34 protein-coding genes and 2 pseudogenes are annotated in these 25376 nt (G+C 38.4%); 18 read left to right on the forward strand and 18 right to left on the reverse strand.

Features of this window, described 5'->3' with window-relative positions:
• The first annotated feature begins 25 nt into the window (after positions 1-25).
• The 4 genes from EHQ31_RS08380 (at position 26) to pnuC (ending at position 4918) form a co-directional block, all read left to right on the forward strand.
• Positions 26-2281: an aconitate hydratase gene (locus EHQ31_RS08380; RefSeq protein WP_135568398.1), complete on the forward strand. Its 2256-nt coding sequence runs from the start codon at positions 26-28 to the stop codon at positions 2279-2281.
• Positions 2282-2350: 69 nt separating this feature from the next.
• Positions 2351-3502 carry a hypothetical protein gene (locus EHQ31_RS08385; protein ID WP_135568399.1) on the forward strand — a complete coding sequence of 384 codons (1152 nt, stop codon included), beginning with the start codon at positions 2351-2353 and terminating at the stop codon, positions 3500-3502.
• Complete coding sequence (locus EHQ31_RS08390) at positions 3502-4179, forward strand: class I SAM-dependent methyltransferase (RefSeq protein ID WP_135568400.1); 678 nt, start codon at positions 3502-3504, stop codon at positions 4177-4179. Before EHQ31_RS08385 ends, EHQ31_RS08390 begins: the two co-directional genes overlap by 1 nt.
• Before the next feature lie 76 nt (positions 4180-4255).
• Positions 4256-4918, forward strand: a complete 663-nt coding sequence (pnuC, locus tag EHQ31_RS08395; protein WP_135568401.1) for a nicotinamide riboside transporter PnuC — start codon at positions 4256-4258, stop codon at positions 4916-4918.
• Positions 4919-5023: 105 nt separating this feature from the next.
• On the opposite strand, the gene EHQ31_RS08400 is transcribed toward pnuC, so the two are convergent.
• From EHQ31_RS08400 to EHQ31_RS08415, 4 genes and pseudogenes are all read right to left on the reverse strand, one after another.
• Positions 5024-5401, reverse strand: coding sequence for a DoxX family protein (locus tag EHQ31_RS08400; RefSeq protein WP_135568402.1), 378 nt, complete (start codon positions 5399-5401; stop codon positions 5024-5026).
• Between the two features lie 165 nt (positions 5402-5566).
• Positions 5567-5827, reverse strand: a pseudogene (locus EHQ31_RS08405) (DUF1801 domain-containing protein); the annotation flags it as partial.
• Positions 5828-5875: 48 nt separating this feature from the next.
• Positions 5876-6343, reverse strand: a complete 468-nt coding sequence (locus EHQ31_RS08410) for an SRPBCC family protein (RefSeq protein ID WP_135568404.1) — start codon at positions 6341-6343, stop codon at positions 5876-5878.
• A 26-nt stretch (positions 6344-6369) separates the two neighbouring features.
• Positions 6370-6693 carry an ArsR/SmtB family transcription factor gene (locus EHQ31_RS08415; protein WP_135568405.1) on the reverse strand — a complete coding sequence of 108 codons (324 nt, stop codon included), beginning with the start codon at positions 6691-6693 and terminating at the stop codon, positions 6370-6372.
• A 131-nt stretch (positions 6694-6824) separates the two neighbouring features.
• On the opposite strand from EHQ31_RS08415, the gene EHQ31_RS08420 reads away from it, so the two are divergent.
• The 3 genes from EHQ31_RS08420 to EHQ31_RS08430 are packed head-to-tail and all read left to right on the forward strand — an operon-like array spanning position 6825 to position 8101.
• A complete protein-coding gene (locus EHQ31_RS08420; protein ID WP_135568406.1) occupies positions 6825-7058 on the forward strand; it encodes a type II toxin-antitoxin system Phd/YefM family antitoxin in 234 nt (77 codons plus the stop codon).
• Complete coding sequence (locus tag EHQ31_RS08425) at positions 7055-7441, forward strand: type II toxin-antitoxin system VapC family toxin (protein ID WP_135568407.1); 387 nt, start codon at positions 7055-7057, stop codon at positions 7439-7441. Before EHQ31_RS08420 ends, EHQ31_RS08425 begins: the two co-directional genes overlap by 4 nt.
• 33 nt (positions 7442-7474) lie before the next feature.
• The gene (locus EHQ31_RS08430; RefSeq protein WP_244247324.1) at positions 7475-8101 is read left to right on the forward strand and encodes a hypothetical protein; all 627 of its coding nucleotides are present in this window, start codon (positions 7475-7477) and stop codon (positions 8099-8101) included.
• Positions 8102-8216: 115 nt separating this feature from the next.
• On the opposite strand, the pseudogene EHQ31_RS19065 reads toward EHQ31_RS08430, so the two are convergent.
• The 6 genes and pseudogenes from EHQ31_RS19065 to EHQ31_RS08460 all read right to left on the reverse strand — a co-directional run.
• Positions 8217-8384: pseudogene (locus tag EHQ31_RS19065) on the reverse strand (Uma2 family endonuclease); the annotation flags it as partial.
• A 277-nt stretch (positions 8385-8661) separates the two neighbouring features.
• Positions 8662-8991 (reverse strand): divalent-cation tolerance protein CutA, encoded by a 330-nt coding sequence (gene cutA / locus EHQ31_RS08440; RefSeq protein WP_135568408.1) that lies wholly within the window; start codon positions 8989-8991, stop codon positions 8662-8664.
• Positions 8992-9041: 50 nt separating this feature from the next.
• Entirely contained in the window at positions 9042-9287 is a 246-nt protein-coding gene (locus tag EHQ31_RS08445) for a hypothetical protein (protein WP_135568409.1), read from the reverse strand.
• Between the two features lie 4 nt (positions 9288-9291).
• The gene (locus tag EHQ31_RS08450) at positions 9292-9627 is read right to left on the reverse strand and encodes an LBF_4227 family protein (protein ID WP_135568410.1); all 336 of its coding nucleotides are present in this window, start codon (positions 9625-9627) and stop codon (positions 9292-9294) included.
• Positions 9628-9912, reverse strand: a complete 285-nt coding sequence (locus EHQ31_RS08455; RefSeq protein ID WP_135568411.1) for a DUF883 family protein — start codon at positions 9910-9912, stop codon at positions 9628-9630.
• A gap of 5 nt (positions 9913-9917) precedes the next feature.
• Positions 9918-10643, reverse strand: a complete 726-nt coding sequence (locus EHQ31_RS08460; protein WP_002975764.1) for a response regulator transcription factor — start codon at positions 10641-10643, stop codon at positions 9918-9920.
• Positions 10644-10701: 58 nt separating this feature from the next.
• Here EHQ31_RS08460 and EHQ31_RS08465 point away from each other — a divergent pair, with 58 nt between their 5' ends.
• A complete protein-coding gene (locus EHQ31_RS08465; RefSeq protein ID WP_135568412.1) occupies positions 10702-11118 on the forward strand; it encodes a DUF4279 domain-containing protein in 417 nt (138 codons plus the stop codon).
• Here the strand turns inward: EHQ31_RS08465 and EHQ31_RS08470 are convergent.
• Positions 11087-11446, reverse strand: coding sequence for a hypothetical protein (locus EHQ31_RS08470; protein WP_135568413.1), 360 nt, complete (start codon positions 11444-11446; stop codon positions 11087-11089). The genes EHQ31_RS08465 and EHQ31_RS08470 overlap by 32 nt on opposite strands.
• Before the next feature lie 13 nt (positions 11447-11459).
• Here EHQ31_RS08470 and EHQ31_RS08475 point away from each other — a divergent pair, with 13 nt between their 5' ends.
• A complete protein-coding gene (locus tag EHQ31_RS08475) occupies positions 11460-12431 on the forward strand; it encodes an amino acid--tRNA ligase-related protein (RefSeq protein WP_135568414.1) in 972 nt (323 codons plus the stop codon).
• Positions 12432-12441: 10 nt separating this feature from the next.
• On the opposite strand, the gene EHQ31_RS08480 is transcribed toward EHQ31_RS08475, so the two are convergent.
• Complete coding sequence (locus EHQ31_RS08480; RefSeq protein ID WP_135568415.1) at positions 12442-12831, reverse strand: LA_2478/LA_2722/LA_4182 family protein; 390 nt, start codon at positions 12829-12831, stop codon at positions 12442-12444.
• A gap of 71 nt (positions 12832-12902) precedes the next feature.
• Here EHQ31_RS08480 and EHQ31_RS08485 point away from each other — a divergent pair, with 71 nt between their 5' ends.
• From EHQ31_RS08485 to EHQ31_RS08505, 5 genes are all read left to right on the forward strand, one after another.
• The gene (locus EHQ31_RS08485) at positions 12903-13508 is read left to right on the forward strand and encodes a DUF6935 domain-containing protein (protein WP_409996932.1); all 606 of its coding nucleotides are present in this window, start codon (positions 12903-12905) and stop codon (positions 13506-13508) included.
• Positions 13509-14321, forward strand: a complete 813-nt coding sequence (locus EHQ31_RS08490) for a ZIP family metal transporter (RefSeq protein WP_135568416.1) — start codon at positions 13509-13511, stop codon at positions 14319-14321.
• Positions 14322-14499: 178 nt separating this feature from the next.
• Positions 14500-14898, forward strand: coding sequence for a hypothetical protein (locus EHQ31_RS18930; RefSeq protein ID WP_135568417.1), 399 nt, complete (start codon positions 14500-14502; stop codon positions 14896-14898).
• Positions 14895-15287 carry a hypothetical protein gene (locus tag EHQ31_RS08500; protein ID WP_208652751.1) on the forward strand — a complete coding sequence of 131 codons (393 nt, stop codon included), beginning with the start codon at positions 14895-14897 and terminating at the stop codon, positions 15285-15287. The genes EHQ31_RS18930 and EHQ31_RS08500 overlap by 4 nt, the downstream gene beginning before the upstream one ends.
• Positions 15288-15340: 53 nt before the next feature.
• The gene (locus tag EHQ31_RS08505; protein ID WP_135568418.1) at positions 15341-15679 is read left to right on the forward strand and encodes a hypothetical protein; all 339 of its coding nucleotides are present in this window, start codon (positions 15341-15343) and stop codon (positions 15677-15679) included.
• A 416-nt stretch (positions 15680-16095) separates the two neighbouring features.
• Here the strand turns inward: EHQ31_RS08505 and EHQ31_RS18875 are convergent, their stop codons facing one another.
• Together EHQ31_RS18875 and EHQ31_RS08520 are read right to left on the reverse strand one after the other, a co-directional pair.
• Positions 16096-16266 carry a hypothetical protein gene (locus EHQ31_RS18875; RefSeq protein WP_208652752.1) on the reverse strand — a complete coding sequence of 57 codons (171 nt, stop codon included), beginning with the start codon at positions 16264-16266 and terminating at the stop codon, positions 16096-16098.
• Positions 16267-16479: 213 nt separating this feature from the next.
• Positions 16480-17502, reverse strand: coding sequence for a zinc-dependent alcohol dehydrogenase family protein (locus tag EHQ31_RS08520; protein ID WP_135568419.1), 1023 nt, complete (start codon positions 17500-17502; stop codon positions 16480-16482).
• A 92-nt stretch (positions 17503-17594) separates the two neighbouring features.
• Here EHQ31_RS08520 and EHQ31_RS08525 point away from each other — a divergent pair, with 92 nt between their 5' ends.
• From EHQ31_RS08525 to EHQ31_RS08535, 3 genes are read left to right on the forward strand one after another with little or no spacing between them, the layout of a single operon-like run.
• Entirely contained in the window at positions 17595-18404 is an 810-nt protein-coding gene (locus EHQ31_RS08525; RefSeq protein ID WP_135568420.1) for an SDR family NAD(P)-dependent oxidoreductase, read from the forward strand.
• A 39-nt stretch (positions 18405-18443) separates the two neighbouring features.
• Entirely contained in the window at positions 18444-19265 is an 822-nt protein-coding gene (locus EHQ31_RS08530; protein ID WP_135568421.1) for a DUF1295 domain-containing protein, read from the forward strand.
• A 13-nt stretch (positions 19266-19278) separates the two neighbouring features.
• The gene (locus EHQ31_RS08535) at positions 19279-20349 is read left to right on the forward strand and encodes an SAM-dependent methyltransferase (RefSeq protein WP_135568422.1); all 1071 of its coding nucleotides are present in this window, start codon (positions 19279-19281) and stop codon (positions 20347-20349) included.
• Here EHQ31_RS08535 and EHQ31_RS08540 read toward each other — a convergent pair.
• Positions 20328-21908, reverse strand: coding sequence for a DEAD/DEAH box helicase (locus EHQ31_RS08540; protein ID WP_135568423.1), 1581 nt, complete (start codon positions 21906-21908; stop codon positions 20328-20330). The genes EHQ31_RS08535 and EHQ31_RS08540 overlap by 22 nt on opposite strands.
• A 71-nt stretch (positions 21909-21979) precedes the next feature.
• The gene (locus EHQ31_RS08545) at positions 21980-23641 is read right to left on the reverse strand and encodes a hybrid sensor histidine kinase/response regulator (RefSeq protein ID WP_135568424.1); all 1662 of its coding nucleotides are present in this window, start codon (positions 23639-23641) and stop codon (positions 21980-21982) included.
• A gap of 71 nt (positions 23642-23712) precedes the next feature.
• Between EHQ31_RS08545 and msrB the strand changes: the two genes are divergently transcribed.
• Entirely contained in the window at positions 23713-24234 is a 522-nt protein-coding gene (msrB, locus tag EHQ31_RS08550) for a peptide-methionine (R)-S-oxide reductase MsrB (protein WP_135568425.1), read from the forward strand.
• Positions 24235-24334: 100 nt separating this feature from the next.
• On the opposite strand, the gene EHQ31_RS08555 is transcribed toward msrB, so the two are convergent.
• Together EHQ31_RS08555 and EHQ31_RS08560 are read right to left on the reverse strand one after the other, a co-directional pair.
• Complete coding sequence (locus EHQ31_RS08555) at positions 24335-25120, reverse strand: hypothetical protein (protein WP_135568426.1); 786 nt, start codon at positions 25118-25120, stop codon at positions 24335-24337.
• A 3-nt stretch (positions 25121-25123) separates the two neighbouring features.
• Positions 25124-25330: a hypothetical protein gene (locus EHQ31_RS08560; RefSeq protein WP_004787999.1), complete on the reverse strand. Its 207-nt coding sequence runs from the start codon at positions 25328-25330 to the stop codon at positions 25124-25126.
• Positions 25331-25376: the final 46 nt, after the last annotated feature.

The raw sequence follows: 25376 nt of genomic DNA on the forward strand, positions 1-25376 counted from the left end.
GGTCTGATAGGTATAAGAGGTTCAGATGGCATTTGATATAGAAATGATTGCGGCACGTTATTCCAAAATGGAAGCGGCCATCGCACAAGCCAGGAAGGTAGTGGGTCGACCCCTCACACTTACAGAAAAGATTTTATACAACCACCTTTGGGATGGAAATCCAACAAAGAGTTTTGGTCGCGGTGTCGACTACGTTGACTTTGCACCAGACCGTGTGGCAATGCAAGATGCAACAGCGCAAATGGCGCTTCTCCAATTTATGCAAGCTGGTCGTAAAAAAGTAGCGGTTCCCTCCACCGTTCACTGTGACCACTTAATCACGGCAAAAGACGAATCCGGTGTGGATCTTGGAATTGCTGTCAAAGAAAACAAAGAAGTTTATGATTTTTTATCCTCCGTTTCTAATAAATATGGAATCGGTTTTTGGAAACCAGGTGCAGGTATTATCCACCAAGTAGTATTAGAAAATTATGCCTTCCCAGGTGGAATGATGATCGGAACTGATTCTCATACAGTGAATGCTGGGGGACTTGGAATGGTTGCCATTGGTGTTGGTGGAGCTGACGCTTGTGATGTGATGGCCGGCCTTGCTTGGGAACTCAAATGGCCAAAAGCAATCGGTGTCAAACTTACTGGAAAGTTAAATGGTTGGACATCCGCAAAAGATGTAATCTTAAAAGTGGCAGGTATCCTCACTGTGAAAGGGGGAACTGGTGCGATTGTAGAATACTTTGGTCCAGGTGCCGAAGCCCTCTCTTGTACGGGTAAAGGTACAATCTGTAACATGGGAGCAGAAATTGGAGCAACCACTTCTACTTTCGGTTATGATGAATCAATGGAACGTTACTTGAGATCCACTAACAGAAGTGATGTGGCAGACCTTGCTAACAAATACAAAGCTCACTTAACTGCTGACCCAGAAGTGTATGCCGATCCTTCCAAATACTTTGACCAAGTGATTGAAATTGATCTTAATACATTAGAACCTTATGTAAACGGTCCATTCACGCCTGACCTTGCCACTCCTATTTCCAAAATGAAAGAAGAGGCGGCAAAAAATGGTTGGCCACTCAAAGTAGAAGTAGGTCTTATCGGATCTTGCACTAACTCTTCTTATGAAGATATCTCGAGAGCCGCATCTCTTGCCAAACAAGTAGCTGCCAAAGGTTTAAAAACCAAAGCAGAATTTACAATCACTCCTGGATCAGAACTAGTTCGGTACACCATCCAAAGAGATGGTTTTATCGATTCCTTCCATAAAATTGGAGCGAAAGTTTTCTCTAATGCTTGTGGACCTTGTATTGGAATGTGGTCTCGCGTGGGTGCAGAAAAAAAGGAAAAGAACACCATTGTTCACTCCTTCAATCGTAACTTCCAAGCCCGCCAAGATGGAAACCCAAACACTTATGCTTTTGTGGCTTCCCCAGAAATCACAACGGCACTTGCCATCGCTGGGGACTTAGGTTTTAATCCACTCACTGACACTTTAACTAACGAAAAAGGGGAACAAGTAAAATTGGACCCACCTACCGGGGAAGAACTTCCTAACAAAGGTTTTGCGGTAGAGGATGCAGGTTTTGTGGCTCCGGCGGCAGATGGTTCAGGAGTGCAAGTCATTGTGGATCCAACATCCACAAGATTACAACTTCTTGCTCCATTCAAAGCGTGGGAAGGCACAGATCTCAAAGGTCTAAAACTACTCATCAAAGCCAAAGGAAAATGTACAACAGACCATATTTCGATGGCGGGTCCTTGGCTTAAGTTTCGTGGTCACTTGGATAATATTTCCAATAACCTTCTCATTGGTGCTACTAACATCTTTAATGGCAAAACTAATGAAGTAAAAAACCAACTGAACGGAAACTACGAACCGGTTCCGCAAACCCAAAGAGCTTACAAAGCACAAGGGATTGGATCTATTGTGGTTGGGGATGAAAACTACGGCGAAGGTTCTTCACGGGAACATGCGGCAATGGAACCAAGACATTTAGGTGTTAGAGCCGTTCTCGTAAAATCCTTTGCTAGGATTCACGAAACTAACTTGAAAAAACAAGGGATGTTAGCACTTACCTTTGCAAACAAAGAAGACTACGATAAAATCCAAGAAGATGATGTGATTGATATAGTAGGACTCACAAGTTTTGCCGAAGGAAAACCGCTTACACTTGTTCTTAATCATAAGGATGGGAAAAAGGATGAAATTTCTGTGAACCATACTTACAATGCGCAACAAATCGAATGGTTCAAAGCAGGTGCTGCTTTGAATTTGATGAAAGCGTAAGTAAAAACCAAAGAACAAAACCTAACAGTCGCCAGGTCCAGTTGATCTGGCGATTTTTCCTTCTCCTGTATGCCAAAACAAAAATCCAAACCGAATGCCACCCATGAGGAAACCCTAATCTGGACGGGTGTTTCGTCCAACCAAACCAAGGCTCAGAAAGAGTTTAACGATGCTCTGCGTAAACATAAGGAAACCTTAGAACGTTCAAAAGAAATTGAACCTTTATTTCGACTAGTCAATGAAACTTATTTGAATGATGTTTTGCCGGAGTTGGAAAAACAGAAAAAGTTAGAGAAGGAACGATTTGCCCTTATGTGTTCCATTCTCCTAGAAGAAAAACTTTCCTTTGGAAAAATGCAAAGAGAATTCCTTCGCCGTTACCTTTTGGAAATGTGTAACGATTCCATGATGGATGACACAAATTTTTATGGGCCACTGCGTGATCAGTTAGAAACCAAATTTGAAAAGATGGAGAGGCTACGGTATAAAAATCAAATGGAAGCCAGGATAAAAAATACCTTTGGCATTGACATTGATTTGGATGACATGAATCGTACTGGGTTTGATTCAGAAGAGGAAAGAGAGTCGCACGAAGAAAAGTATAGAGAGTTTCGCGAAAAATATGAAGAATACCGATCGGAATATTTTAGAGGAAGAGATTCCAATTCAAATCACCGCAAAAAAACAAAAACGCAAAACCAAAAAGAAAAAAAACAATTAGAAGCAGAACAATTGCTTAGCACAGACATCAACACCTTATTCAAAAATTTAGCTAAACTCATCCATCCTGACAAAGAACAAGATCCTGTATTAAGGGAACGTAAATCTAAACTTATGACCAAACTTTCTAGTGCAAGAGATACAATGAATATTGCAGAAATTTTAGAAATTAAGTTACAGGTAGATGAACTATTACCAAACCAACAAACTAATGTATCATTTCACGATACTTCCATCAAACGATTTGTTGGTATCATCAAATCAAAAATACGCGAATTAGAAGATTCTATCAAACAGAGATTTTTTTCTCATCCACTTATGGCTGATTTTTCTGAAAAAAAGATCAGTAAGGAATCGTTGGATAAATATCTAAAACGAGTTAAACTAGACAATCAAATGGTGACGAAGGCCTATGAAAAGGAAGTAACCCAACTGACTTTGGAACCAAAATACATTAAAGAAATGATCAAAGAATTACAAAGTCTTGGGGTTCAATTTTAGTGAAAGGATTCTTAAATAAAAAAAGTTTTGGCTTCGGTAAAAATGGCAAAAAGTTTGATGACTCGTATTGGTCGGATATCTACGGCAATGGTTTGGATGTAGATGGTTCTTATAATGCAAAACAACATGCGGAATATTTAAAAGCGCTCTTTCAATTAATGGAAATCCCTGTTTACAAAATGGCCGATTTTGGATTTGGAAAAGCCATTTTACTGCGAGAGATGGTAAAAACATTTTCTCCCGTAAAAGTATATGCAGTGGATGCATCCAAAGAAGCTTACGAAGATCTAAAGAAAAAAGACTGGGTCAAAAAATCTGATAAGTATCATATTTATCACGAATCTCTAGAGACACTCAAACTCCCCAAATTGGAAAAAGAACCAGTGGAACTTGGGATTTGCAATTCAGTGATTCAGTATTTGCCAGATTCGATGATTCCCGGTGTTTTGGAAAAAATGGCAAAGTATTGTAATTATTTGTATTTTACAGTACCAACTAACGAGGATTATTTGGCTATGAAAGAAGAAATGAATTTCATGGATCCTTATGCATTTTCTAGGTCCAAAAAAAAATATAGAAAATGGATTTCTCGGGATTTTGAAATCGTAGGTTATAATCTTTTGCAAAGTAAATGGCTTGGTGAAAAAGGTTTTAAAGAAGATTTTTTTCGAATTTAATCGCCAATTTCAGTTCGCTTATCCAAATGAATGTTTGGAATCAATGAATACAAGCCTTCTTTTTTAGTGTCTATCTATGTTTGATTTATCCTTATATTTTTCCATAAAGTTTGTAGTATTCACTTTTTTCGGGAATCCGATTAGTTTTGTCGAACTCCTCGGCACAAGCACGGGACTTCTTTGTGTTTACTTAGCTTCTAGAAATCATATCCTTACTTGGCCTTTTGGGATTTTGACATCTATTTGTTTTTTCTTTCTATTTTTTCAAATCCAACTTTATTCCGATATGTTCTTACAAATTTATTTTTTTGGATCTAGTGTGTATGGTTGGATCGTTTGGCGTAAAAGAACGGGTGCTTATATAAAAATCCAATCTTTAGGCAGATCAAAAAACTTGGTTCTTGTTTTTGTGATTTTTTTTGGAACTTATATTTTGGGAGCAATCACAAGTAGATTACCAATTTGGTTACCAAACATATTTACAAGACCGCCTGAGTTTTTGTATTGGGATGCATTTACTACAGTGGCAAGTATCATTGCTAATTTTTTACTGGCTCAAAGAAAGTTGGAGTCATGGTTTTTATGGGTGTTTGTGGATGTAGTTTGTATCACCATTTATTCCTTAAAGGAAATTCCCTTTGTGACATTGGAATACATTGTGTTTTTACTCATCGCATTTTATGGATGTTACCATTGGTATCAGGAATATAAACTAAATCCTCCTTCCATTGAAGGATAACTTGAAAAATATGCAAAGAACTAAAGGAATTTGTATATTTGGACCGACTTCATTATACTGAAAGTTGATCCAAAATTGTTTTATGGAAATGGTTTGGATCACAGGTTAACTTTTGATTTTTCTACCTTCAGGTCGTAAATACCAAGAGATCACTGTGAGTGATAGAAGTAGTAAAGAAGGAAATATTTCTCCAAAAGCATGGCCACAGACAATATGCGAAATGGCTGCCCCAGACATCGCAAAGAAAAATCCCGCGTAAGCCCATTCTTTAAGTAGAACAAAATTTGGTGTAAGCACTGCGACTACACCTAGCAGTTTCCAAACCCCAAGAAGCGTAAGAAAGTAAGTAGGGTAACCTAGTTGATTGATTTTTTCCACTTCTTCGGGAAGTTTGATTAGTTGTACAATCGCTGTGGATACCATCCCGAGTGACAACCAAAGGGTAAAGAACCAATAAGCTATTTTTTTTGATTTTTCTGACATCTGATTTCTCCTAAATTAATATATAATCCTTGTTTGTCGGTTTTCCTTACTAAATCCTTTGAAAAGGCAAAAGATTTTTGCAAAATAAGTTTAACTTTAGTCGTTTAAACCCTTACCTTTTAGAATATTAGGTATTTGTTTTTCGATTCTTTCTAAAAACTCAAATTTAGTTTGTTGGATGAGTATTTTTTTCGGATCTTTGAGTAAGGCACCTTTAAAAAATAAAATCGCAAAGTATTCTTTGAATCCGTGAATTAGGAATATGTTTTGTCCATTTAAAGTATAACAGGGTTGTCCCCATTTGATTTCTTCTTGTAATCTAATTTCTAATACAATTGATCTTAAGATTTGAAATTCCTGTTTCCAGTTTTTGATTTTTTGGAAATATAAATCGACTTGGTTCATTTTGGAATTTGTTTGTTTCATTTCAAATGGCTCCAATTTCCTTCTGATCTATTACATGAAAGTTACTAATTAAACTTTCTCACTAAGGACTTGTTCCAATCGGTTGTGCGCCATGTTGATTCCTTGTGCAAATGGCATCTTTAAAATTTGGTCCCTTTGTTCGACTGACTTATAAATAATGTGCATGATTAGTTTGCTTTTAGTTTCTGAAATTTTCAGAAATTCAAAAAACTCAAGTTGGATTGGGAAATTTGTGTTTTCCATTTCGAAGGTTCGCACAAAACTTTCATTTTCTTTTATATTGAGTAAAACACCATTGGCTCGAAACAATACGATTCCATCTGGGTTTTTAGTTTCAAAGATCCAACTTCCATGATTTTTTGCTTCAAACTTTAGGACTTTGTTCCCCATCCATTGTTCGATGAGTTCTGGTTCTGTGTGGGCTTTAAAAACTAAAGAAGTTGGTAAATCAAATTCACGTTCGATTCTTAGCTCTTGTTTCCCGTCTTCTGCATAAACTTTTGTTTTGAGTTCCATTTGTTTCTCCTATCTTGTTTCGACATTTACCCTTTTTTTTGGTAATTCTTCATTACCGATTCCAATTTGTTAAACCGGTCATCCCAAAGTTTTTGGAAAGGTTCAATAAAGTTTGCAATCTCTTTCATTTTATTTGGGTTTAGGTGGTAATAAATCTCACGGCCGTTAGGTTCCTTTTTTAACAATTCGCATTCAGTTAAAATTTGTAAATGTTTGGAAACCGTAGGTCGTTTGGTATCAAACTGTGAGGCAATGGCTCCGGCCGTCATAGACTGGGTGGCCACAAGGAGGAGGATGGCTCGCCTTGTGGGATCTGCAATTGCCTGAAAAACATCTCTTCGTAAATCCATTGTGTAGCCATTTGACTAATCAATAATATGTAGTCATTTGGCAACACTTTTTTTGATCGGGAGGGAGTAGTTTCGAAAATCTTTGTTTGTTTTCGATTGACTTAGTCCGTTAGATTAGCTAATCTATAGGTATGGAATATAACATTCATGATGCGAAATCCAATCTTTCGAAGCTCATCGTCCAGGCAATTGAGGGTAAGGAAGTGGTGATTTCCAAAGCGGGAAAACCAGTTGTGAAGTTAGTGCGAATTACTTCTGATAAGAAGAAGAAACGAGAGATAGGGATCTACCAAGGGAAAACAAAGATATCAAAAGAATTTTTTGAACCTCTTCCTAGTGATGAAATCTCAGGCTTTTTCTCTTGAGGTATTTATTAGATACACATACATATTTATGGATATTATATGAACCGGCGAACCTTTCTAAAAAGGTTTTGCGAATTATCGAAAATCCAGAAAATGAGTTGTATTTGAGTGTAGCCAGTATCTGGGAAATCATCATTAAATTTAAATTAGGAAAACTTAATCTACAAAATTCTCCGGATAAAATCATTCCAGAATCGTTAGCTGCCATTGATTGTAATGTTTTGGAGATAACGATGGGGCATACATTTGGACTTCTCAATTTGCCTGATTTACACAAAGATCCGTTTGACCGTATTTTGGTTTGTCAATCAAACTATGAAAAGATGGCGATCTTGACAAAGGATTCGCTGATTACTCAATACAAAGGGAATGTCATCTGGTGAAGAAAATGTTAGTAAATAGGGAGTAATAGATAGATGAAGATTCAGAAAGAGATGAAAAAATGTGCTATATCGTTAAAGTTATTCTCGATTCTTATAATACTTTCTTTGCTATCATGTAGGTTCTTTTCTAAAAATGATCCTGATTTTGTAGATGATATAATCGACGGACCAGAGAAATTCCAATTTGATCCAAACAAACTGCCAGTGATTGGTAAGACAACCGAACAAGAATTACTTGAAATATATCCCAGACCTTGGTCGAGAATGACATTTCAAAAACCAATCGCTAAAGAAATCTTGGGACGTAAGTTTGAAATGAAGAAAATTATCAGTTATGTAAATTATATAACCTCGTCTTTACCAAATGGTGGATATGTGGGTACAGATTATTTATATTTCCATGTATTCTTTGATAAAGATGGAATTGTACAACAATATATAATAGATCATAAAATTAATGAAAAAGTGGATAGAAACAGCCCATGGATTCAAGGTAAATTTTCCAATATTAAAGATAAAAAAAATTGGAAGAAAAGCGAGCTCTGGCCAGAAAGTGGCGATGACGGGGATTGTTATTGGGCACAGAGAAGAGACAGAATAAAATATCATCAAAGTGAGCAGATTGAATGTCGTTATTGGGATGCAGTTCCTGTGTATTAACTTATTTTCTGTATCGTTTTCCGAGGCTTGTAAAAGCTATCATAGTGAGTAAAATATTTTTGCTGTTATGTGATGAGTAAAGGACTTAAAAATATCATTGGAATACAAATAGTGTTTATGGATACAATAGCTCGATTTTCAATTCCCATTCAGGAAAAGCAGCCGAAGTAATCTTCCCATTTGTATTTTCCGTAATACAAAATAGAGAATACTTCCCGGCCTTTAAAGTAAAAACTTCAATCACCTTCTGTTCCGGGAAAACCAGCCAATACTCACGGACTTTATATTTTTCATGGTTTGATTTTTCCTATATCGATTCCAATTCCTTTCGTTTTCCAAAAACCAAGTAGAAAAATTAGATCCCGCGCCAGGGCATACGAAGGGCTTGGTCTGCCTTTAGGCAGACGGGAGCGAATGCGGACCCCGCAGTACGCCCGGTCGTTTTTACAAATGAGGTTGGTTCTACCAAAAAATTCGAGGCGCCCACTCACAAAAAGCAAAGTAGGCACTTGTTCCTTAAGAAGGTTTGGTTGGTTGTGAATTAAGTTTGAATTTAGGTCCTAACTATTTTTTTTGATTTTGTCGGCAACAAACGCTTTATAGGCGGGACTACCAAAACTTACGTCCATACGTATGATTTCTGGGGCAATGTAAGGATGACGTTTCATAATGTATTCTTCGATCGCATTGTACTTGTCAGCTTTTGCTTTGAGAAGGATTTTGTTTTCAGTATCGACAGTGATTTTTCCTTCCCATAAAAAAACAAGTTCCACTTCAGGGAAGATGGTTCCGGAAACAATAATTCCTTGTTCTAACATTTCGGAGATATGTTCTTCGGCCATATCGCGATCGCCAATTGTGGTAAATACTAAGATTTCATCGGAAGCCATAGATAGTCCTTCTTTGTTTTTACAAAGATCGGCTTTGCGAGGCGAAACCCTTATTCTTTTGAGGATTTATTTTGTAAGTAGGACTGGATTCCTTCTTTTACTTGGTCTACCATTCCTGATTCGCGAACGGACCTTACCATTCGTTGCCAGAATTTGATTTTGCCTTCAAACTCATTCCAACCAAGTTGTAAATCCATTCGTTTGATTTTTAGTAACATCCTAAGTTCAGTGAGAGACATGTCTTTTGGATCTTTGTCTAAATACCGTTCGTGGTCTGTTAGGGGATTGAATCTCATGGAATTATTTTTTCTTTAAAACGAGTGATAAAAAGAAAATTGCAAAAATTAAAAATCCAAATCCTGTTCCAAAACTAGAAAGGATGGGATCTCCTGCCGCCAAATACTTTTGAATGCTTAAATACACACCGTAGGATATGTAAACTAGACCTAGGAAAATTAGGAAAAAAGCAGTGAAAACCCAAACAGAAGACAAAACCAAATTTCTAATATAAATTTGGAGGTTTTTCTGGATGTAAATCACCATCACTTCGCCGTACGCAAAAACCTTGGCGACTAATTCTTCGAAGGCGGCTTTGATTCCGCCTTTTTTTCGATGTTTCGTGTGTTTCTCGTCCAATTATTTCTTCTTAAAGATCAGGCCAAGTGCGAGTCCAAGACCAAGACCTACACCAAATCCAATGATTGCGGCTTTTTGTGGGTGTTCTTTTACATAAGAACCTACGTTGTCTATGACTTCTTTTGCTTTGATAGAAGCCTCTTCACTGGCTTTACCTAACTTTTGTTTGATGTCGCTTACTTGTTCCATATACTTCTCCTTGGCTCTTTGTTCAATTTCTTTGGCTTTTTTCTCATACAACTTAATTTCGTCGATGAGGGATTTGTCCTTCTTCACTTCTTCCATATTGTTTAGTCGGGAACCACAATGTTTTCGAAATTGTCTGTGAAACGATATCCGATTCCCCAAATGGTTTCGATCCATTCTGGTTGTGCGGAATTTTTTTCTAGTTTAGAACGAATCCGTTTGATATGGCTGTCGATCATCCTTTCAAATCCATCCCATTCCACTCCCCAAACCGATTCCAAAATCATTTCACGAGAAAAAACTTTTCCTGGAGATCCTGCTAGCAGTTGTAAGATGTCAAATTCCTTTCTAGAAATGTTGATGATGTTTTCGTTGAGAGTGACACGTCTGCGGATGGAATCAATTTTTAGAGCGCCACGAATGATTTCTCCTGCTTGGCCCACATTGGGTTTGATTCCAATTTTTTTATCCCATCTTCTAAAGAACACATCCACTCTTGTTTTTAGTTCGCGAACGGAAAATGGTTTTGTGATGTAATCATCAGCGCCTAACTCAAGTCCCATGATGCGATCGATTTCTTCTGTCCTTGCGGATAAAATGAAAATCGGAGTACTTTCATCGGCTTTTCGGATACTACGGCAAATCTCCATTCCATCAATGTCCGGTAGAGATAAATCCAGAATCACTAAATCAGGATGATTGGACTTGTAAAATTTCAAACCTTCTTCGCCGTTTTCAAAAACGGAGGTTGTGTAATGAGCAGAATCGAGTGATTTCCGAATTAGGTTCCCAATATCCGGATCATCCTCAATTACCAAAATATTTTTCATGTTTTTCCCTTGAGTTCTTTCTCAATTTGGTTCTTGTAGTAGAAAAAAAAAGTAAAAAATGGAATCGGGAACACAAAGAGAAGCAAAATCGTGGGCGATGTTCGCCATCACAGGACCGAGGCTTAGGCCGCAGGAACTGACGGAAAAATTGGGCATCCAACCGGACTATTACCACGGAGCGGATGTAAAAGACATCGAAAATATGACAATTCCGAGTCATTGGCAGATCAATTCTAAATTGGGACCCGAATTTCCAGTATTAGATCATATATGGGATTTGCTTAAAACTTTAGCACCTGTTCGAAAAGAACTAAAAGAATTCACCGAAAGTTATGAATCTACCATTTACGTTTCTGTAGAGTTTGCCTCCGAGTTCACAAAAGGAGTGATCCTCGACAAAAGGACTATGCTTTTGTTAGGTGAGTTGGGCGTGAATTTGGAAATTATTCCCTGGGAACTCGATGAGACTCTTTAAGGATCGCAGGGCTCGGAAAAACAAGTCGAACTAGCTCAAATCGTTTTAAATACATATAACTAGAAATGGGTAATCCGAGTAGTACTAGAACCCTTTTTTTTAATCTTAGGTCACGAGCCATATTTAAAAGTTTGGTAAGAAGAGTGATGGGAAGATAAGGAAGGTTGGTAAGATCCATTTGAATATGAGACCTTGTTTGGAAAAACAACATATGCATGACAGAATCCAATTCTTCTTCCAATTCGCTGTGAACGTCCTTAGACAAAATAACAATTTCATACGCGTTTTGCACTTCTCGAATATTGAGGTATTTTGTTTTTTTTGCCATTGGAGGTAATGGTATGATTTCACTTACAAAAGATACAGTTATTTTTCGATCTCAAGTTTTCAAAATGGTACGTGAGATTCTATCGCGAAATGAGTTTTTGGAGGTAGATACACCGACGTTAAAACCCGTAGTGGGTATGGAACCATATTTAGATCCTTTTGAAGTGCGTTCGCCAAACGGGAAAGAAACAGGATACCTCATCACTTCTCCCGAATACAGTTTAAAACAAATGATGGCAACAGGCCTAGATCGAATCTTTGAACTTGCTCATACTTACAGGTCGGGAGAGATGGGAAGTGGGGTTCATTCCAAAGAGTTTGTGATGTTAGAGCTCTATGCAAAAGAAATGGATGATGTGATTCTACGTCATTTTATCGAAAAATTCCTGAGAGAATTGATTTATACTTTTGGAAGAGAAAAAGATAAGAAAAACCTTTCGAAACCGAATTGGATTCGTCACCTCTCTGTGGAAGAAGTATTTTTACAGAACCTTGGACATGGTTTTTTAAAAGAAGATCTAATCAAAACCATTGTCTCAAAAAAATTATCGAATGTGCCTGTTTCAGAACTGAATCGGTGGCAATACGAGGATCTTTTCTTTTTAGTTTTTTTAAATCTGGTAGAGCCTAAGTTAGGTGATGGAATTGTCTTTTTATACGACTATCCACCTGAATGTGCGGCCCTTGCCAAAATTGTAGATGGTGTTGCTAAAAGATTTGAGATTTATTGGGATGGAATGGAACTTGCCAATGCATTTTATGAACTTAGCGATGTAAATGAACAGAAAAAACGTTTTAGCGAAGAACAGAAGTTACGTGCCAATTTGGGGAAGGAAGTATTTCCTATGGATGAGGATTTTTTGGGAAGTTTAGGGAATGGTTTTCCAGATTGTTCTGGAATTTCGATTGGGATGGACCGACTGATTTTAAAATTATCTGGTAAAAACGGACTAAAAGAGATTAGCCCGTATTGGATAGAAATTTAGATTTTTTGGTTTAATCTTCTTCTTGGAATTTTTCACAAGACTCTGGAACTTTTCCTTCTTCTAATTCGGTACAAGAAAATGCCGCCATGTCTTTGGCACATTTTTTCATATCTTCCATATCTTGTTTGGTGAGTTTTTTAGTAGGTTGGTTGGTTGCCGGTTTTTGACCTTCAACAACGTAGTTTTTATAACGAGATTCACAGACGTTCCCATTGACAAATTGAGACTCGATCATTTTCCTTTGGTCTGCGGGAAGATCTTTCAATTTTTCTTTCATACACTCAGACGATTTTGCACACATTTTTTTGGAGAGAGCTTGGAATTCTTTTGCATCCTTTAATGTTTGTGAGGTGATAAGAAAAGGAAGAAAAAAGAGAGAAATAAAAAATATTTTTTTCATGAAAGAAGTTTACCGTTTCTAGTCATTTGGTAAAGAAAAAAATGAAGAAAAAAGATTGAAACCAAATCCAAATGATTCTAGTATTCTCGACCATGAAAACGATCACTTGCGTATTAATATTTTGTTTTTCCTTACCCATTGTGGCTCAAAACTTGACAGAGAGAAATCCTGTTAGTATTTCTACCGAACCTACCACAGTCGAAGAGTTCAAATCCTTACAATCGAAAGTGTCCTCCTCACCAGAAGGAGGAGTTGCAATGTTAGTCCTTGCCATCTCCATGTATGGCAAAAATTCAGAATTGGGAACAAAAGCTGTGATCCTTTCTGTTCTCTCTAAAAACAGACAAAAGTCTACTAAACCTTCCGCGGTAGAGGGAATGGACTTGGGAGGAAGTGACAAATATTTATTAGGACAACTTGATAAATATAAGATGTTATCCAATGGATATTGGAAAGGGGCAGAACCAACTAACGGTTATACGCCGAGTCTGCCTTTGACAGTCGAAACTTTCACAAACCCCTATTCAGGTGAGGAATCAGCGGGGAAGCTGAAACTTTTTGTTGCTACACGTGGAGCTTCCAGTTTTCGGCCAGTATCAATGGAAAAAGATGTGGATGGACTTTGGCGAGCCAAAGAAATGAGTTCTCTATTTGTGGGAATGATGCCACCTAAATAAATGTTAGATTCTATTCTATTATTACACCCAGTGGTTTTGGCACTTCTTGCCACTGGGTTTACTTGGTTTTGTACAGCTTTCGGGGCAGGATTTGTTTTTTTCTTTCGCACGGTGCCAAGGCCTGTGTTTAATGCCATGCTTGGTTTTGCATCCGGGATCATGATTGCTGCCAGTTTTTGGTCTCTACTTTTGCCATCGATTGAACTATCCGAAAAGGCAGGAAATCTCGCATGGTTTCATGTAAGTCTTGGCTTTTTATCAGGTGGGCTTTCTTTGTATTTATTACATAAACTCCTGCCCCATTTGCATGTTGGATTAGAAGAAAATCGTTTGGAAGGAGGGAAGTCTTCTTTCCAAAGAAGTTTACTTTTAATTCTTGCGATTACTCTTCACAATATTCCGGAAGGTTTGGCCGTGGGAGTCGCCTTTGGTGCGCTTGGTGATGGATTTTCATATGAAGCACTGATGGCAGCGGTTGTTGTTGCTTTTGGAATCGGAATCCAAAATATTCCAGAAGGTGCTGCTGTTTCCATTCCCTTGTTACGCGAGGGATTTAGCGCGCGGAAAAGTTTCTGGTACGGACAACTCTCTGGGTTTGTGGAACCAATTGGGGGAATTTTAGGTGCCGCTCTTGTTTTTTATGTAGAAAGTTTATTACCTTTTGCTCTCTCGTTTGCGGCAGGGGCTATGATTTTTGTAGTTGTGGAAGAATTGATTCCTGAATCCCATACGGGTAAGGAAACGGAAATGTCTACACTCGGTGCCATGTTTGGGTTTGTTCTGATGATGGCTCTTGATGTCGGGCTTGGTTAAACTTTTAGAATAATTTGAATATTCTACGATACTTAAAAGTATTCTTGCCAATTTCTATAGATTCCCGTAAAATGATCAAAAAGTAAATAAGGTATATTACGGCTGTTATACTAAGTTTCATTTTTTTTATTTCCTTTTCTATTTATGGTTATATAGAAAATAATATAAGGAAGATAATATGAGAATCTTTAAAAAAATCATTCTATTGGGAATGACGTTACTATTGTTTCAATGTGCCAACACGTCTTATTACCAAACTTGGGGAAAACATAAGGTGCGCTTGAATGGTTTTTCGGCAAACGAAGGTTACAGCGTAAGCGAATCATTCGATATCACTTTCACAAGGGTGTATATGTTTTGGGGACTATCTAATATTAGGGATAAAACTTTGGATGAATTGTTGACTGAAGTGTATCTCAAACACCCTAATTCGAGTATTGGCGACTTGAAAATTACCGAAGAATATGAACTGTCTGATAGTTTTTATGATATGTTTACATTTGGAATTCTACGTCCCTATACGCTTCATATTAAAGGGAATATATATTCGTATTCAAAAGGGAGCAATTTAAAATGAAAAAAATATATTCATTAATTTTAGTATCCTTCTTATTATTTAATATTGACTGTGCCTCTTATCAATATGAAATTAGAGATACCAAAATACCAATCAGCTTTTCTTATGAACTAGAAAAGGATGAAAAATATAGACATTTCTCCATCGAAACTAAACTATCTTGGTTTCTCTTTGATACACAACCTATTGATACCTTAGACCTGGATGAAATTATAAGAAATCAACTTCCTAATGCGAAGAAAATTTTTAATCTTAGGATTTATTCTAAAGAGAATGTTATGGATTCTTTTATTAGAACACTGACGACAGGTGCACAAATTCTTTTAGCTTCCAATCGGGCCTTATATTCACAAAGGACGATTGTAATTGAAGGTCTGGTTGTGGAATAATTTTTAGTATTTAAATATTTTGACAATCAGCTAGTTGTATTAAAATGAATAGAATGAAATTTGCTAAAGTTTTCTTTTTAGTTATCTCTTTATTGCTTTTGCATCAATGTATCACAAATTCTGGCTGGAAATGCGTGAACCAATGCAAAGATAATTTTGGTGAATACACAGCAGGCGTAAATGACCAATACATTGGCCCAACTGTTGAAAGTCCCAAGTTGAGTAAAAGTATTTTTTCCTTTGGTAATATTTTCCCATATGGCAAAGGCAAACTCATTTATGGAAAAGAAACTCCCGGTTACAAACGTGCCTTTCATGACACTGGCGATTCTTATGAAGGAAATTTTGGATGGGATAAAGCGTTGATGTATAGTGTTAACAGAGTATCATAGATCTTACCCCGCTAACAAATACAAAGGGTATCTAAACGTTAAGGATATTCCTATTGACTAAATATTGAGAAAGGATTGAATGTAGAAGTAAAAATCGTTTCAGTTCATTGTGAAACTACAACTACATGCACAGTCACTAAAACCATCATAAGATAAGTAAACTGTGCTAAAGGATTATAGCGAGATTCTGTCGTTAATCACAATTGGTTTATAATAAATTTGTTATGTATTATTTTTTAGAAATTCTCATCCTTGTGCTGCGTTGGAAATTTCCTGTCAAGCCTCCGATGTGGCAAAACGATCGGCATAGGCACCAGGTTCTACAATGGTTACTTTGATTCCAAAGGGTTTCACTTCGCTCGCCAAACTTTCATGAATCGCTTCGAAGGCCCATTTGGAAGAACATTAATATCCAATCAAAGGCGCCGATACAAGGCCCATCGTGCTGGAAACACCAATGATATGACTTCCACCACACGTTTGACCTGATCGGGTTTTGTGACATCGAGCTCTAAAGTTAGAACTTGATCACCATATTTATCTTTTAGGTCTGTTAAGTTTGATAAAGAACGTGCGGTGACCGCCACAGTGCAAGCTCCGACTCTTTATCGTTTGTTTGGTGATTTGCGAGGATTACTGCCGAGTGTTATATCTCTTTCGGAGGGAGAACGCACCCTCCTGAAAGAGATATTAGATAGAATCGCAAACCAAAAATAACTAATATCTGTAGGAAAAACATTTGCAAATCGATATTTGTTTTTTGGTTCTGCTATACCTTTTAGTAGTGTATCTTTAATTCTCTATTCCCAACTCACCACCACTTTTCCAAAATGTTTTCCTGTTTGTAAATATTGTAAGGCTTCTGGAACTTCATCCCAACCGTACACTTTGTCCACAACTGGTTTCATTTTGTTTTGTTCGATGGCTCGGTTCATTTTTTCAAAATCAGCACGGCTTCCCACAATCACACCTTGCACTTTGACTCCTTGCATAAGAATCGGGTAAAGAGAAAGGCTTGATTCTCCACCAGCAAGGACACCAATCAGTGCAATGGTTCCGTACGGTTTGACACTCATCATAGATTTTTGCATGGTGCCGGCACCACCCACTTCGATGATGAGATCGGCTCCTGCCATTTTAGTTACTTTTCGAACATCTCGTTCCCAGTTGGTTTTGGTTGCATAGTTGATGGTAACATCCGCGCCGAGGGTTTTGGCACGTTCCAGTTTTTCATCACTGGAAGAAGTAATGATGACTCGAGCACCCATCATTTTTGCAAATTGTAAGGCAAATAGAGAGACACCTCCAGTGCCAAGACAAAGCACATCGGATCCAGGTCCAATCCCTCCAAAATTCACAACGGCATTATAAGCGGTTAAGCCCGCACAACCTAAGGTGGCTGCTTCCTTGTCTGTAAGGTGGCTAGGTGTGGAGACAAGTCCATCTTCTTGGAATTTCCCAAAATTCGCTAAACAGCCGTCATGTGGGCCGCCGAGAGTGGAACGGAGGTTGTCCATATTAGGTGCCCCATCCATCCACTTCTGGGCAAAGATGGGAAGCACCCGGTCTCCTTTTTTCCAAAGAGTGACCTCAGAACCAACGGCTTCCACCACACCGGCTCCATCAGAACAAGGAATGAGGGGAAGTTTTTGCCTCGGGTTATAAGTTCCAATCACCATTAAATAATCTCGATAATTCAGTGAAGTCGCAGTTAGGCGAACTAAAACTTCTTTGGGAGACAATGATTCAGAAAGATCCCTTGTTGATTTTTTTAGATTTTCTAATCCGAACGATCCTTGGATTTCCCAAACTTGATTTAACATATACCCTCTAAAAATTTAGAATCAAAATTCACTCGTCAGATCCTCGTCTGTCCTTATCCTTTGTCGAGTGGGAATCAGAAGAAAGGGGCCTTATGAAAAAAGATTTTTGGAACGATAGGGTGGTAGTGATCACTGGAGCAACAAGTGGGATAGGAAAGGCCTTGTATGAAGAATTGGCTAAATTTCCCTGTGAATTGGTTCTTGTAGCAAGAAGGGCTGCCGAAATTACCGAACCCAAAAACAAACACGAAGGTGTTATCATTCACAAAGTGGCCTGTGATCTCGCTGATCCCACATCTGTATTAGATGCCACCCAGTGGATTGGAAAACAAATTCCTAAAATTGATGTTTTGTTTAATAATGCAGGAATCACGGCGCATGGTCGTTTTGACTCCCTTTCGATGGAGGTGTATCGCAAAACCTTTGCCACAAATTTTTTTGGCCCGGTCCAATTCATCCGTGGTCTTTTACCTCTTCTCCTTACTGCCAAAGGAAATATTGTCACCACATCCACAGTCTCGGCTCTTTACGGAGTGCCAGGTCGTGCGGCATATTCTGCATCTAAGTCTGCTTTACATGCGGCACTTGAATCCCTTAGGATCGAAACAATGGATGCGGGACTTGGTGTATCCCTAGTTTGTGTTCCTTATACAGACACGGCTCTTCGTACTTCAGGACTCGACGCAAGTGGAGGGATTTTATCGGAGGCACCCGCAAAAGGAAAACGAAAGAGTGCAAAAGAAGTGGCTCATGTTTTAATGTCTGTAGCCAAAGACAAAGAAGCAAGGCTTGTGACATTCAACTTGTCAGGAAAATTTTTGGAATGGATGCGATTTTTCTCTCCTAAGTTTTTAGAAAAAATTCTTTATAAAAAACTTTATGAGGACTTCAAACCACACTGACCTCCGTCTAAACCAAGGTATAGGGAGAGAATCTATCCTTTGGAAAATTTATTGTTTTCGTATTTAGCGGCTGTTATATTTACATTTCTCTTTATGTGTCTTATGTGGTTTTGGGGAAAATCCAGGGACAACTACGCCGTCATTGATGTAGGTTGGGGACTTGTGATTGCAGGGATTGCCAGTATCCTTGTTTTATTGGGAAGAGGAAACGTTTTTGCAAAAATCGCAATCCTTGTTCCCGTTTGGATCTGGGCTCTACGTTTGTCTGGGTTCCTATACTGGACTCGCATTCGTACAAACCATCCAGAAGACAAAAGGTACGCTGGATTTCGGAAAGACTACGGTGACAAAGTCCATAGTAAGATGTTCACCAACGTGTTTCTATTACAAGGTTTTCTTGCACTTTTTCTTTCTTTTCCTTTTTACTTTGCCGCGCAGTGGAACTTATTTCCCAACACTGGGATGATGGGGCCTAACGGGTATTTGATGGTGGTTCTTGGTTGGATTTTCTTTGTGGTAGGGGTCATCGGGGAAGGAATCGCCGATAGGGACCTTCATCAATTTGTAGCAGATCCGAAAAACAAAGGCAAAGTCTGTGATTTAGGTCTTTGGAAGTATACAAGACATCCCAATTATTTTTTTGAATGGGTAATATGGCTTGGGATTGGGATCATTCCGATTCTTTCTACGCCTTGGGCTGCCCTTTCGCTTTTTACCCCAGTCTTTATGTTTGTATTGTTACGATTTGTTTCCGGTGTTCCATTTGCAGAAAAATATTCCCTTCTTTCCAAAGGTGATGTTTTTCGCGAATACATGCGCACCACAAATGCATTTTTCCCTTGGTTTCCCAAACAAAAATAATAAAGGATAATACATGAATTTTACGGATTCAAAAGAAAAAGAAGGAAGTTCTTCTTTTAACATCAACTCACTTTTAGAAAAGGATATCTTTCCTGATTGGCTCATTCGGTTTCGCATCCGCCAACTATTGAAACTTCGGATTCGCCAAGAGAGAAAGGAGAATGTTACGGCTGGGCTCCAACACAAAATGAACTATGTGAACGAGTTAAAGAAATCTCCGATTGCCGTACATACAGAAGCGGCAAACGAACAACATTACGAAGTTCCCAGTGATTTTTTTACTTATGTTATGGGGCCTAGGATGAAGTATTCTTCTGGGTATTGGCAAAGTCTTGATACAAGTTTTGCTGAATCTGAAGAAGAGATGTTACGAATCACAGTGGAGCGAGCGGAGATTCAAAATGGAATGAAAGTTTTGGATTTAGGTTGTGGTTGGGGAAGTATATCTCTCTACATTGCAGAAAAATTTCCGAAATGTAAGGTTACAGGTGTTTCCAACTCGCGTACACAAAAAGAATTTATTGATAAACGTGCCAAAGAACGTGGATTAAAAAATCTAACCATCATCACAAAAGACATGAACGATTTTACCACCAAAGACAAGTTTGATCGGATTGTTTCCGTAGAAATGTTAGAACATATGAAAAACTACGAAAAACTCTTTGAGAAACTATCGAAGTTTCTTGTGGCAGATGGAAAGTTTTTCGTACATATCTTCACTCATAAGGAATTTGCTTATCCGTTTGAAGTCATTGATGAAACGGATTGGATGGCAAAATATTTTTTTACAGGTGGGCAGATGCCATCGGATGATTTATTTTTATACTTCCAAAAAGATTTCCTTATCGAAAACCATTGGGTTGTGAATGGGACTCATTATGCGAGAACGAGTGAAGCTTGGTATGATAATATGATAGAAAACAAGGACAAACTAATGCCTATCCTTGCGAATACTTACGGCGAAAAAGAAAAAACCAAATGGTTTGTCTATTGGAAAGTTTTCTTTCTCGCCTGTGCTGAGTTATGGGGTTACCGAAACGGTGAAGAGTGGTTTGTGAGCCACTACTTGTTTCGAAAACGCTGAGTTTTTTTCCCAGCAGCTTTTACGTAAACGCCACCTTCTTTTTTAGAAGAGGGTGCGCTGCTACTACGGCGAGAATCCCCACCTCTTTCGCTTCTTTCTCCGCGTTCACTTCTGTCACTGTTGGATCTGCCACCTCGGTATCCACCGCGACCGCCGCCACCACCAGATCCACCTTCATCACGGCGTCGTCTTCCACCAGATCCACCACCAGGAGGCATTTCGCTCCATTCCGCAGGTGTTTTTCCGATTTTTTCCGGTCCACTGATTTTGGTTTTATCAAGCATAGTCGAAAGGAGTTTTAGAGCTAACGAACGTTTGTCGTCTAACTTTAAAAGTTTTTCTAAAACTTCTTCTGCGTCAGCATGAATTTCTGTTTCCACAACTTTGTTTAAAAAGTCTTCTTCTCTTCTTGCAAGTACTTCCTTTTTGGTTGGAAGGGCCGCAATGGTAAGATTGGTTCCAGAAGTCCCTTTGAGTCGGATGAGGGCACGAGATTCTCTCGTTGTCACAAGAGTCACAGCTTTTCCCGATTTTCCGGCACGACCTGTACGACCAATTCTATGAGTATAACTTTCGCTATCAAAAGGTAAGTGGTAGTTGATCACAAGTGACAAATCTTTTACATCTAGTCCACGTGCCGCAACGTCAGTGGCAACGAGGATTTTCACTCGGCCATCATGTAGGCTTTTTAAAACTTGTTCTCTTTGTTTTTGGTTTAGATCTCCGTGAAGTGCTTCCACAGGGTATCCTTTAAAACTGAGAGTAGATTTTAAATCATCTGCTTCTTTCTTCGTTTTTGTGAAGATGATTGCCTTATATGGATTTTCATAATCCAAAATTCGAACTACAGAAATTTCTCGTTCTGCTTCATCGATCACGTAGTACACTTGTTCGATGTTCTTAGAAGATTTTTCTGTTGCTGCAATTTTTACATGTGCAGGGTGCGTTTGGTATTTACTTGCCAACTTCTTAATCGGCTCCGGCATAGTTGCGGAGAAAAGTAAAGTTTGTCGTTTGGTTGGCAGTAGATTAAAGATGGATTCAATATCATCCATAAAGCCCATATCGAGCATTTCATCTGCTTCATCCAAAATTACCATGGAAGGTTTGAAGTTTTTAAGTTCCTTTCCTTTCAATAGGTCGAGAAGTCTTCCAGGAGTTGCAACGGCAACTTGGGCACCTTTGGCCACTTGTGTGATTTGTTTAGAATAGGAACTTCCGCCATAGATAGTGGTGGTTTTGATTCCTAAATGTTTTCCCAATTTAAACAATTCATCAGATACTTGCAGAGCAAGTTCACGAGTTGGAGTGAGGACAAGCACTTGCATGCCATCGTTCACACTAATTCGGTTCAAACAGGGGAGTCCGTAAGCTGCAGTTTTTCCGGTACCGGTCTGCGCTTGTGCGATTAAATCTTTTCCTTCCAATACGAGCGGAATCGCTTGTTTTTGGATAGGGCTTGGTGATTCGAAGCCTGCATCAGTGATTCCTTGTAGTATTTCAGGACGTAATCCGAAGGATTGGAAGTCATTTCCAACTTCGGTGTCATTCTTAGTCATGGAAATAGGATACAATAAAAAAACGGCCTAAAAAAGAAAGGGAAAAACTACCATACCGCCAAAGGACAACGTTACGGGTGTTTTTTGGCAATTTCTGTCAAATGGGCGTATAATTCTTCTTTTAGGTAGGGTTTGGGCATAAAATATTCAAATCCTGAGTTTAGAATTTGTTCTTTTTCCTCTGGCATACAAAGCCCAGTACAAGCAAAAAGAACAGGTCGATTTGGTTTTCCGCTGATTCCCTTCGCAATTTCAGTTCCGTGTTTCCCTGGCATTTCGATGTCCAAAAAGGCGATATCGTAGGGAGAATGGAGTAGTTCTCTTTCTGTATCAAATCCATTGCTTGTTTCTTTGATTTCAAATCCGAAGGGTTTTAAATAACTTTTAAGGACTTTCCTGTTCAGATCGTTGTCATCGGCGATAAGTACTTTTTGTTGTTTAGAAAATTTTGGTATTTGGTTCAGATTGGTTGCCAAGGCACAAGAATTGTTCCCATTTTTTTCCTCTAATTTCCAAAGGATGGGAATCGTTACTTTAAAAGTAGAACCTTCACCTAACTTAGATTCTACTTCAACGGCTCCCTCCAACTCTTCCAATGAAAGTTTAACAATGGATAGTCCAAGGCCAGATCCTGATATCCCACATCCTTCTGGAACGAATTGGTTGTATTTCTGAAAGAGTTTGTCCTTAACCTCAGGAGAAATGCCAGGACCTGTGTCTTTTACTTCTATCAACAAAATTCCCTTTTCATTCGTTTTTGTTTCCAGAGACACGGAGCAAGTGATTTCTCCTTTGTTTGTAAATTTAACTGCATTGGCGGTTAGATTCCATAAAATCTTTTCGATTTTTCTTTTGTCTGAATGAATTAGTAAATTTTGATTCGTAAAGTTTTGAAGTTTAAATTCTAATTGTTTCCGTTTGGTTTCTGTTTTGAAAAAAGAATCTAAAATATGTAAACATTGATAAAGTTCAAACCATTCAAGATTCGAAACACTGGCATTCTCTTCTAGTCTTGAGATTTCAATTGTATCATTGACTAAATGTAAAATGACTTCTCCAGCATTTTTGATATGATCCACATAACCGAGAATGGTTGGATCTAAATCCGTTTCACGAATCATTTCCGACATACCAAGTAGGGAATTTAATGGGTTCCTAATATCATGACTAATCGCTGCAATAAAATCACGTTTGGCGGCGGTGGCTCTTTCTGCAGATAATTTTTCTATTTCTAAACGTTCAGTTGCCTTTCGCATTTGTAAGAGACGAATGGTTTGTTTTCCAAGAAGGCGAAGCATTTGGATTTGATTTTCATTGAGTTCTCTCGGTTTGTTATCAATCACACATAAAGTTCCGAGTTTAATGTGGTCATCGAGAGCCAGTGGGATCCCGGCATAGAAGATTACATTGGGAGCTTCATTCACTAAGGGATTATTTTTAAACCGAGGGTCTAGTTTCGCATTGGGAACAACAAAAAGTTCATCTCCTAAAATTGCATGGGAACAAAAGGCAAGGGACCTGGGAGTTTCTCGTGTATGTAATCCATGATGCGATTTGAACCATTGTCTTGTTTCATCAATGAGACTAACAAGTGAAATAGGAACATTACAAATCATCGATGCAAGTTTTGTAATTTCATCAAACATCTCCTCTTCGGGAGTGTCTAGAATTTCGAGCCCTTTTAACGCCGAAAGACGCGCGGTCTCATTTTTCGGTAAAGGGGCGATCATCATACCTATCTTAGACGAAATCATTTTCGTATAAAGAAAAGCAAAATTTTTGAAATCCAATCGGTCTAACCACTATGAAACGAGCCTTTCTTCCCATTTTATTTTGTTTCTTTTTTGTACTCGGATGGTTTGTGATACCTTCCTGTTCTGAATCCTCTTCTCATTCTCCAAAAAAAATAGAGAATCCTGAACTCCGAAAAAAACTCACCGATCTTCAATACCGTGTTACACAAGAAGGTGAAACGGAACCTGCTTTTCAGAATGAATATTGGGACAATCATGAAGAAGGAATCTATGTTGATATTGTTTCGAAAGAACCTCTCTTTAGTTCGAAAGACAAGTTTGAATCGGGGACAGGTTGGCCAAGTTTTACAAAGCCGCTTGTAGGTGGCAATGTGGTGGAAGTCGCTGATCATTCTTATGGGATGACACGAACCGAAGTACGTTCTAAAAAAGCCAATTCTCATTTGGGCCATGTATTTGATGATGGACCCGCGCCAACAAACAAACGTTACTGCATGAATTCGGCTGCGATGGAGTTTATCCCCAAAGGTAAACTAAAAGAAAGAGGCTATGGGTCTTTTCTTTCGGAATAGATTCAATCAGGTAAGGAATAGGGTAGGTTCTTCTAATAAAGTTTTGCTCAAAGTTATCAACTAAAAAATAGTCGATATCGAACCGATAAACCTTAGGTTTTTACGCCCAAAGATTCATCATAAATTCTTCATCGTTACGTAGAGAGATCAGTTTGTATTTGGTTTCGTGGATATCTTCTCTAGAAACTTCTCGTTTCCAACGAATATCCACTTTTAGTTTGCGAACACGGGTTTGGAGTTCTAAAAGTTCCCAAATGGAGTCTTCCATTTCTTTTCTGTAAAGATTACTAAAAAGGGGAGCTACTTGGTCTGGAGTGTCCATTTTCAAAAGTTCAATATGAGTTAGGTCATGGATATTTTGCAGGGCCCAAATATGTAGTGTGAGAGTAGTGATTCTTTCGAGTTGGGAAATTTCATCCTTTGTGTTTCTTGTTACCTGTTGTTTAAAAAAACGAATTCGTTTTTCTAGGTAGGTTATGAGATCCGATTTAGGAATTTCTCGCCCTTTCCATTTTTCCCAATCGGCTTTTAGATCTTCATAAAGGCCTTCGCCGTAGAACACGGATGAGGCTTCCATCAGTTGTAAACTACCTGGTTCCGAAATTTTGATTCTATGACGAAGAGAATCGGCATCCCCTGCAATCATATTTACAGGAGCCACATCTTCCAACTTTTGTAAGGCACGGGAGATGGAATCAATGAATTGGGATTTCATCTGGTCTGTAGAATGAGCCACCAAATAAAAATTGAGGTCGGATTCCGAGTGAAAATCCCCACGTTCGCGGGAACCATAAAAAAGGATTTGGTAGGGTTTGGTCGAGGGGATGAGTTCTAATTCATCCAAAACTTGCGCATAGAGGTTAGGGTTTAGTGCTTCAAATTCCATAGTTCATTCAAAGTATAATTTCATTCGAGAAAGATTTTCTAATATGGCTTTGAAGGCGCGGTCGCGTTCTTCTTTGCCGGGAAAAGGAAGGGATTTTACATTATTGAGATCTTGGTAAATGATTTCAATCGAAGGTTGGTTAGGATTTTTTTTGATAGAGGCAACGTAATCCAAATTGATAACTTCCGATTCACCGAGTTTTAGCCACATAGAAATTCTCCTCATAGCCTAAGGGTTCCATTCTATTTGCCTAATC

Origin of the sequence: Leptospira montravelensis (genome assembly GCF_004770045.1) — a bacterium.
GTDB lineage: Bacteria > Spirochaetota > Leptospiria > Leptospirales > Leptospiraceae > Leptospira_A > Leptospira_A montravelensis.

What these genes read in the sequence shown, in the direction of transcription:
- EHQ31_RS08380 (WP_135568398.1), top strand. Translation starts at nt 26, where the DNA reads ATGGCATTTGATATAGAAATGATTGCGGCACGTTATTCCAAAATGGAA.
- EHQ31_RS08385 (WP_135568399.1), top strand. Translation starts at nt 2,351, where the DNA reads ATGCCAAAACAAAAATCCAAACCGAATGCCACCCATGAGGAAACCCTA.
- pnuC (WP_135568401.1), top strand. Translation starts at nt 4,256, where the DNA reads ATGTTTGATTTATCCTTATATTTTTCCATAAAGTTTGTAGTATTCACT.
- EHQ31_RS08400 (WP_135568402.1), bottom strand. Translation starts at nt 5,401, where the DNA reads ATGTCAGAAAAATCAAAAAAAATAGCTTATTGGTTCTTTACCCTTTGG.
- EHQ31_RS08410 (WP_135568404.1), bottom strand. Translation starts at nt 6,343, where the DNA reads ATGGAACTCAAAACAAAAGTTTATGCAGAAGACGGGAAACAAGAGCTA.
- EHQ31_RS08415 (WP_135568405.1), bottom strand. Translation starts at nt 6,693, where the DNA reads ATGGATTTACGAAGAGATGTTTTTCAGGCAATTGCAGATCCCACAAGG.
- EHQ31_RS08420 (WP_135568406.1), top strand. Translation starts at nt 6,825, where the DNA reads ATGGAATATAACATTCATGATGCGAAATCCAATCTTTCGAAGCTCATC.
- EHQ31_RS08430 (WP_244247324.1), top strand. Translation starts at nt 7,475, where the DNA reads ATGAAGATTCAGAAAGAGATGAAAAAATGTGCTATATCGTTAAAGTTA.
- cutA (WP_135568408.1), bottom strand. Translation starts at nt 8,991, where the DNA reads ATGGCTTCCGATGAAATCTTAGTATTTACCACAATTGGCGATCGCGAT.
- EHQ31_RS08445 (WP_135568409.1), bottom strand. Translation starts at nt 9,287, where the DNA reads ATGAGATTCAATCCCCTAACAGACCACGAACGGTATTTAGACAAAGAT.
- EHQ31_RS08455 (WP_135568411.1), bottom strand. Translation starts at nt 9,912, where the DNA reads ATGGAAGAAGTGAAGAAGGACAAATCCCTCATCGACGAAATTAAGTTG.
- EHQ31_RS08460 (WP_002975764.1), bottom strand. Translation starts at nt 10,643, where the DNA reads ATGAAAAATATTTTGGTAATTGAGGATGATCCGGATATTGGGAACCTA.
- EHQ31_RS08465 (WP_135568412.1), top strand. Translation starts at nt 10,702, where the DNA reads ATGGAATCGGGAACACAAAGAGAAGCAAAATCGTGGGCGATGTTCGCC.
- EHQ31_RS08470 (WP_135568413.1), bottom strand. Translation starts at nt 11,446, where the DNA reads ATGGCAAAAAAAACAAAATACCTCAATATTCGAGAAGTGCAAAACGCG.
- EHQ31_RS08475 (WP_135568414.1), top strand. Translation starts at nt 11,460, where the DNA reads ATGATTTCACTTACAAAAGATACAGTTATTTTTCGATCTCAAGTTTTC.
- EHQ31_RS08480 (WP_135568415.1), bottom strand. Translation starts at nt 12,831, where the DNA reads ATGAAAAAAATATTTTTTATTTCTCTCTTTTTTCTTCCTTTTCTTATC.
- EHQ31_RS08485 (WP_409996932.1), top strand. Translation starts at nt 12,903, where the DNA reads ATGATTCTAGTATTCTCGACCATGAAAACGATCACTTGCGTATTAATA.
- EHQ31_RS08490 (WP_135568416.1), top strand. Translation starts at nt 13,509, where the DNA reads ATGTTAGATTCTATTCTATTATTACACCCAGTGGTTTTGGCACTTCTT.
- EHQ31_RS18930 (WP_135568417.1), top strand. Translation starts at nt 14,500, where the DNA reads ATGAGAATCTTTAAAAAAATCATTCTATTGGGAATGACGTTACTATTG.
- EHQ31_RS08500 (WP_208652751.1), top strand. Translation starts at nt 14,895, where the DNA reads ATGAAAAAAATATATTCATTAATTTTAGTATCCTTCTTATTATTTAAT.
- EHQ31_RS08505 (WP_135568418.1), top strand. Translation starts at nt 15,341, where the DNA reads ATGAAATTTGCTAAAGTTTTCTTTTTAGTTATCTCTTTATTGCTTTTG.
- EHQ31_RS08520 (WP_135568419.1), bottom strand. Translation starts at nt 17,502, where the DNA reads ATGTTAAATCAAGTTTGGGAAATCCAAGGATCGTTCGGATTAGAAAAT.
- EHQ31_RS08525 (WP_135568420.1), top strand. Translation starts at nt 17,595, where the DNA reads ATGAAAAAAGATTTTTGGAACGATAGGGTGGTAGTGATCACTGGAGCA.
- EHQ31_RS08535 (WP_135568422.1), top strand. Translation starts at nt 19,279, where the DNA reads ATGAATTTTACGGATTCAAAAGAAAAAGAAGGAAGTTCTTCTTTTAAC.
- EHQ31_RS08540 (WP_135568423.1), bottom strand. Translation starts at nt 21,908, where the DNA reads ATGACTAAGAATGACACCGAAGTTGGAAATGACTTCCAATCCTTCGGA.
- EHQ31_RS08545 (WP_135568424.1), bottom strand. Translation starts at nt 23,641, where the DNA reads ATGATGATCGCCCCTTTACCGAAAAATGAGACCGCGCGTCTTTCGGCG.
- msrB (WP_135568425.1), top strand. Translation starts at nt 23,713, where the DNA reads ATGAAACGAGCCTTTCTTCCCATTTTATTTTGTTTCTTTTTTGTACTC.
- EHQ31_RS08555 (WP_135568426.1), bottom strand. Translation starts at nt 25,120, where the DNA reads ATGGAATTTGAAGCACTAAACCCTAACCTCTATGCGCAAGTTTTGGAT.
- EHQ31_RS08560 (WP_004787999.1), bottom strand. Translation starts at nt 25,330, where the DNA reads ATGTGGCTAAAACTCGGTGAATCGGAAGTTATCAATTTGGATTACGTT.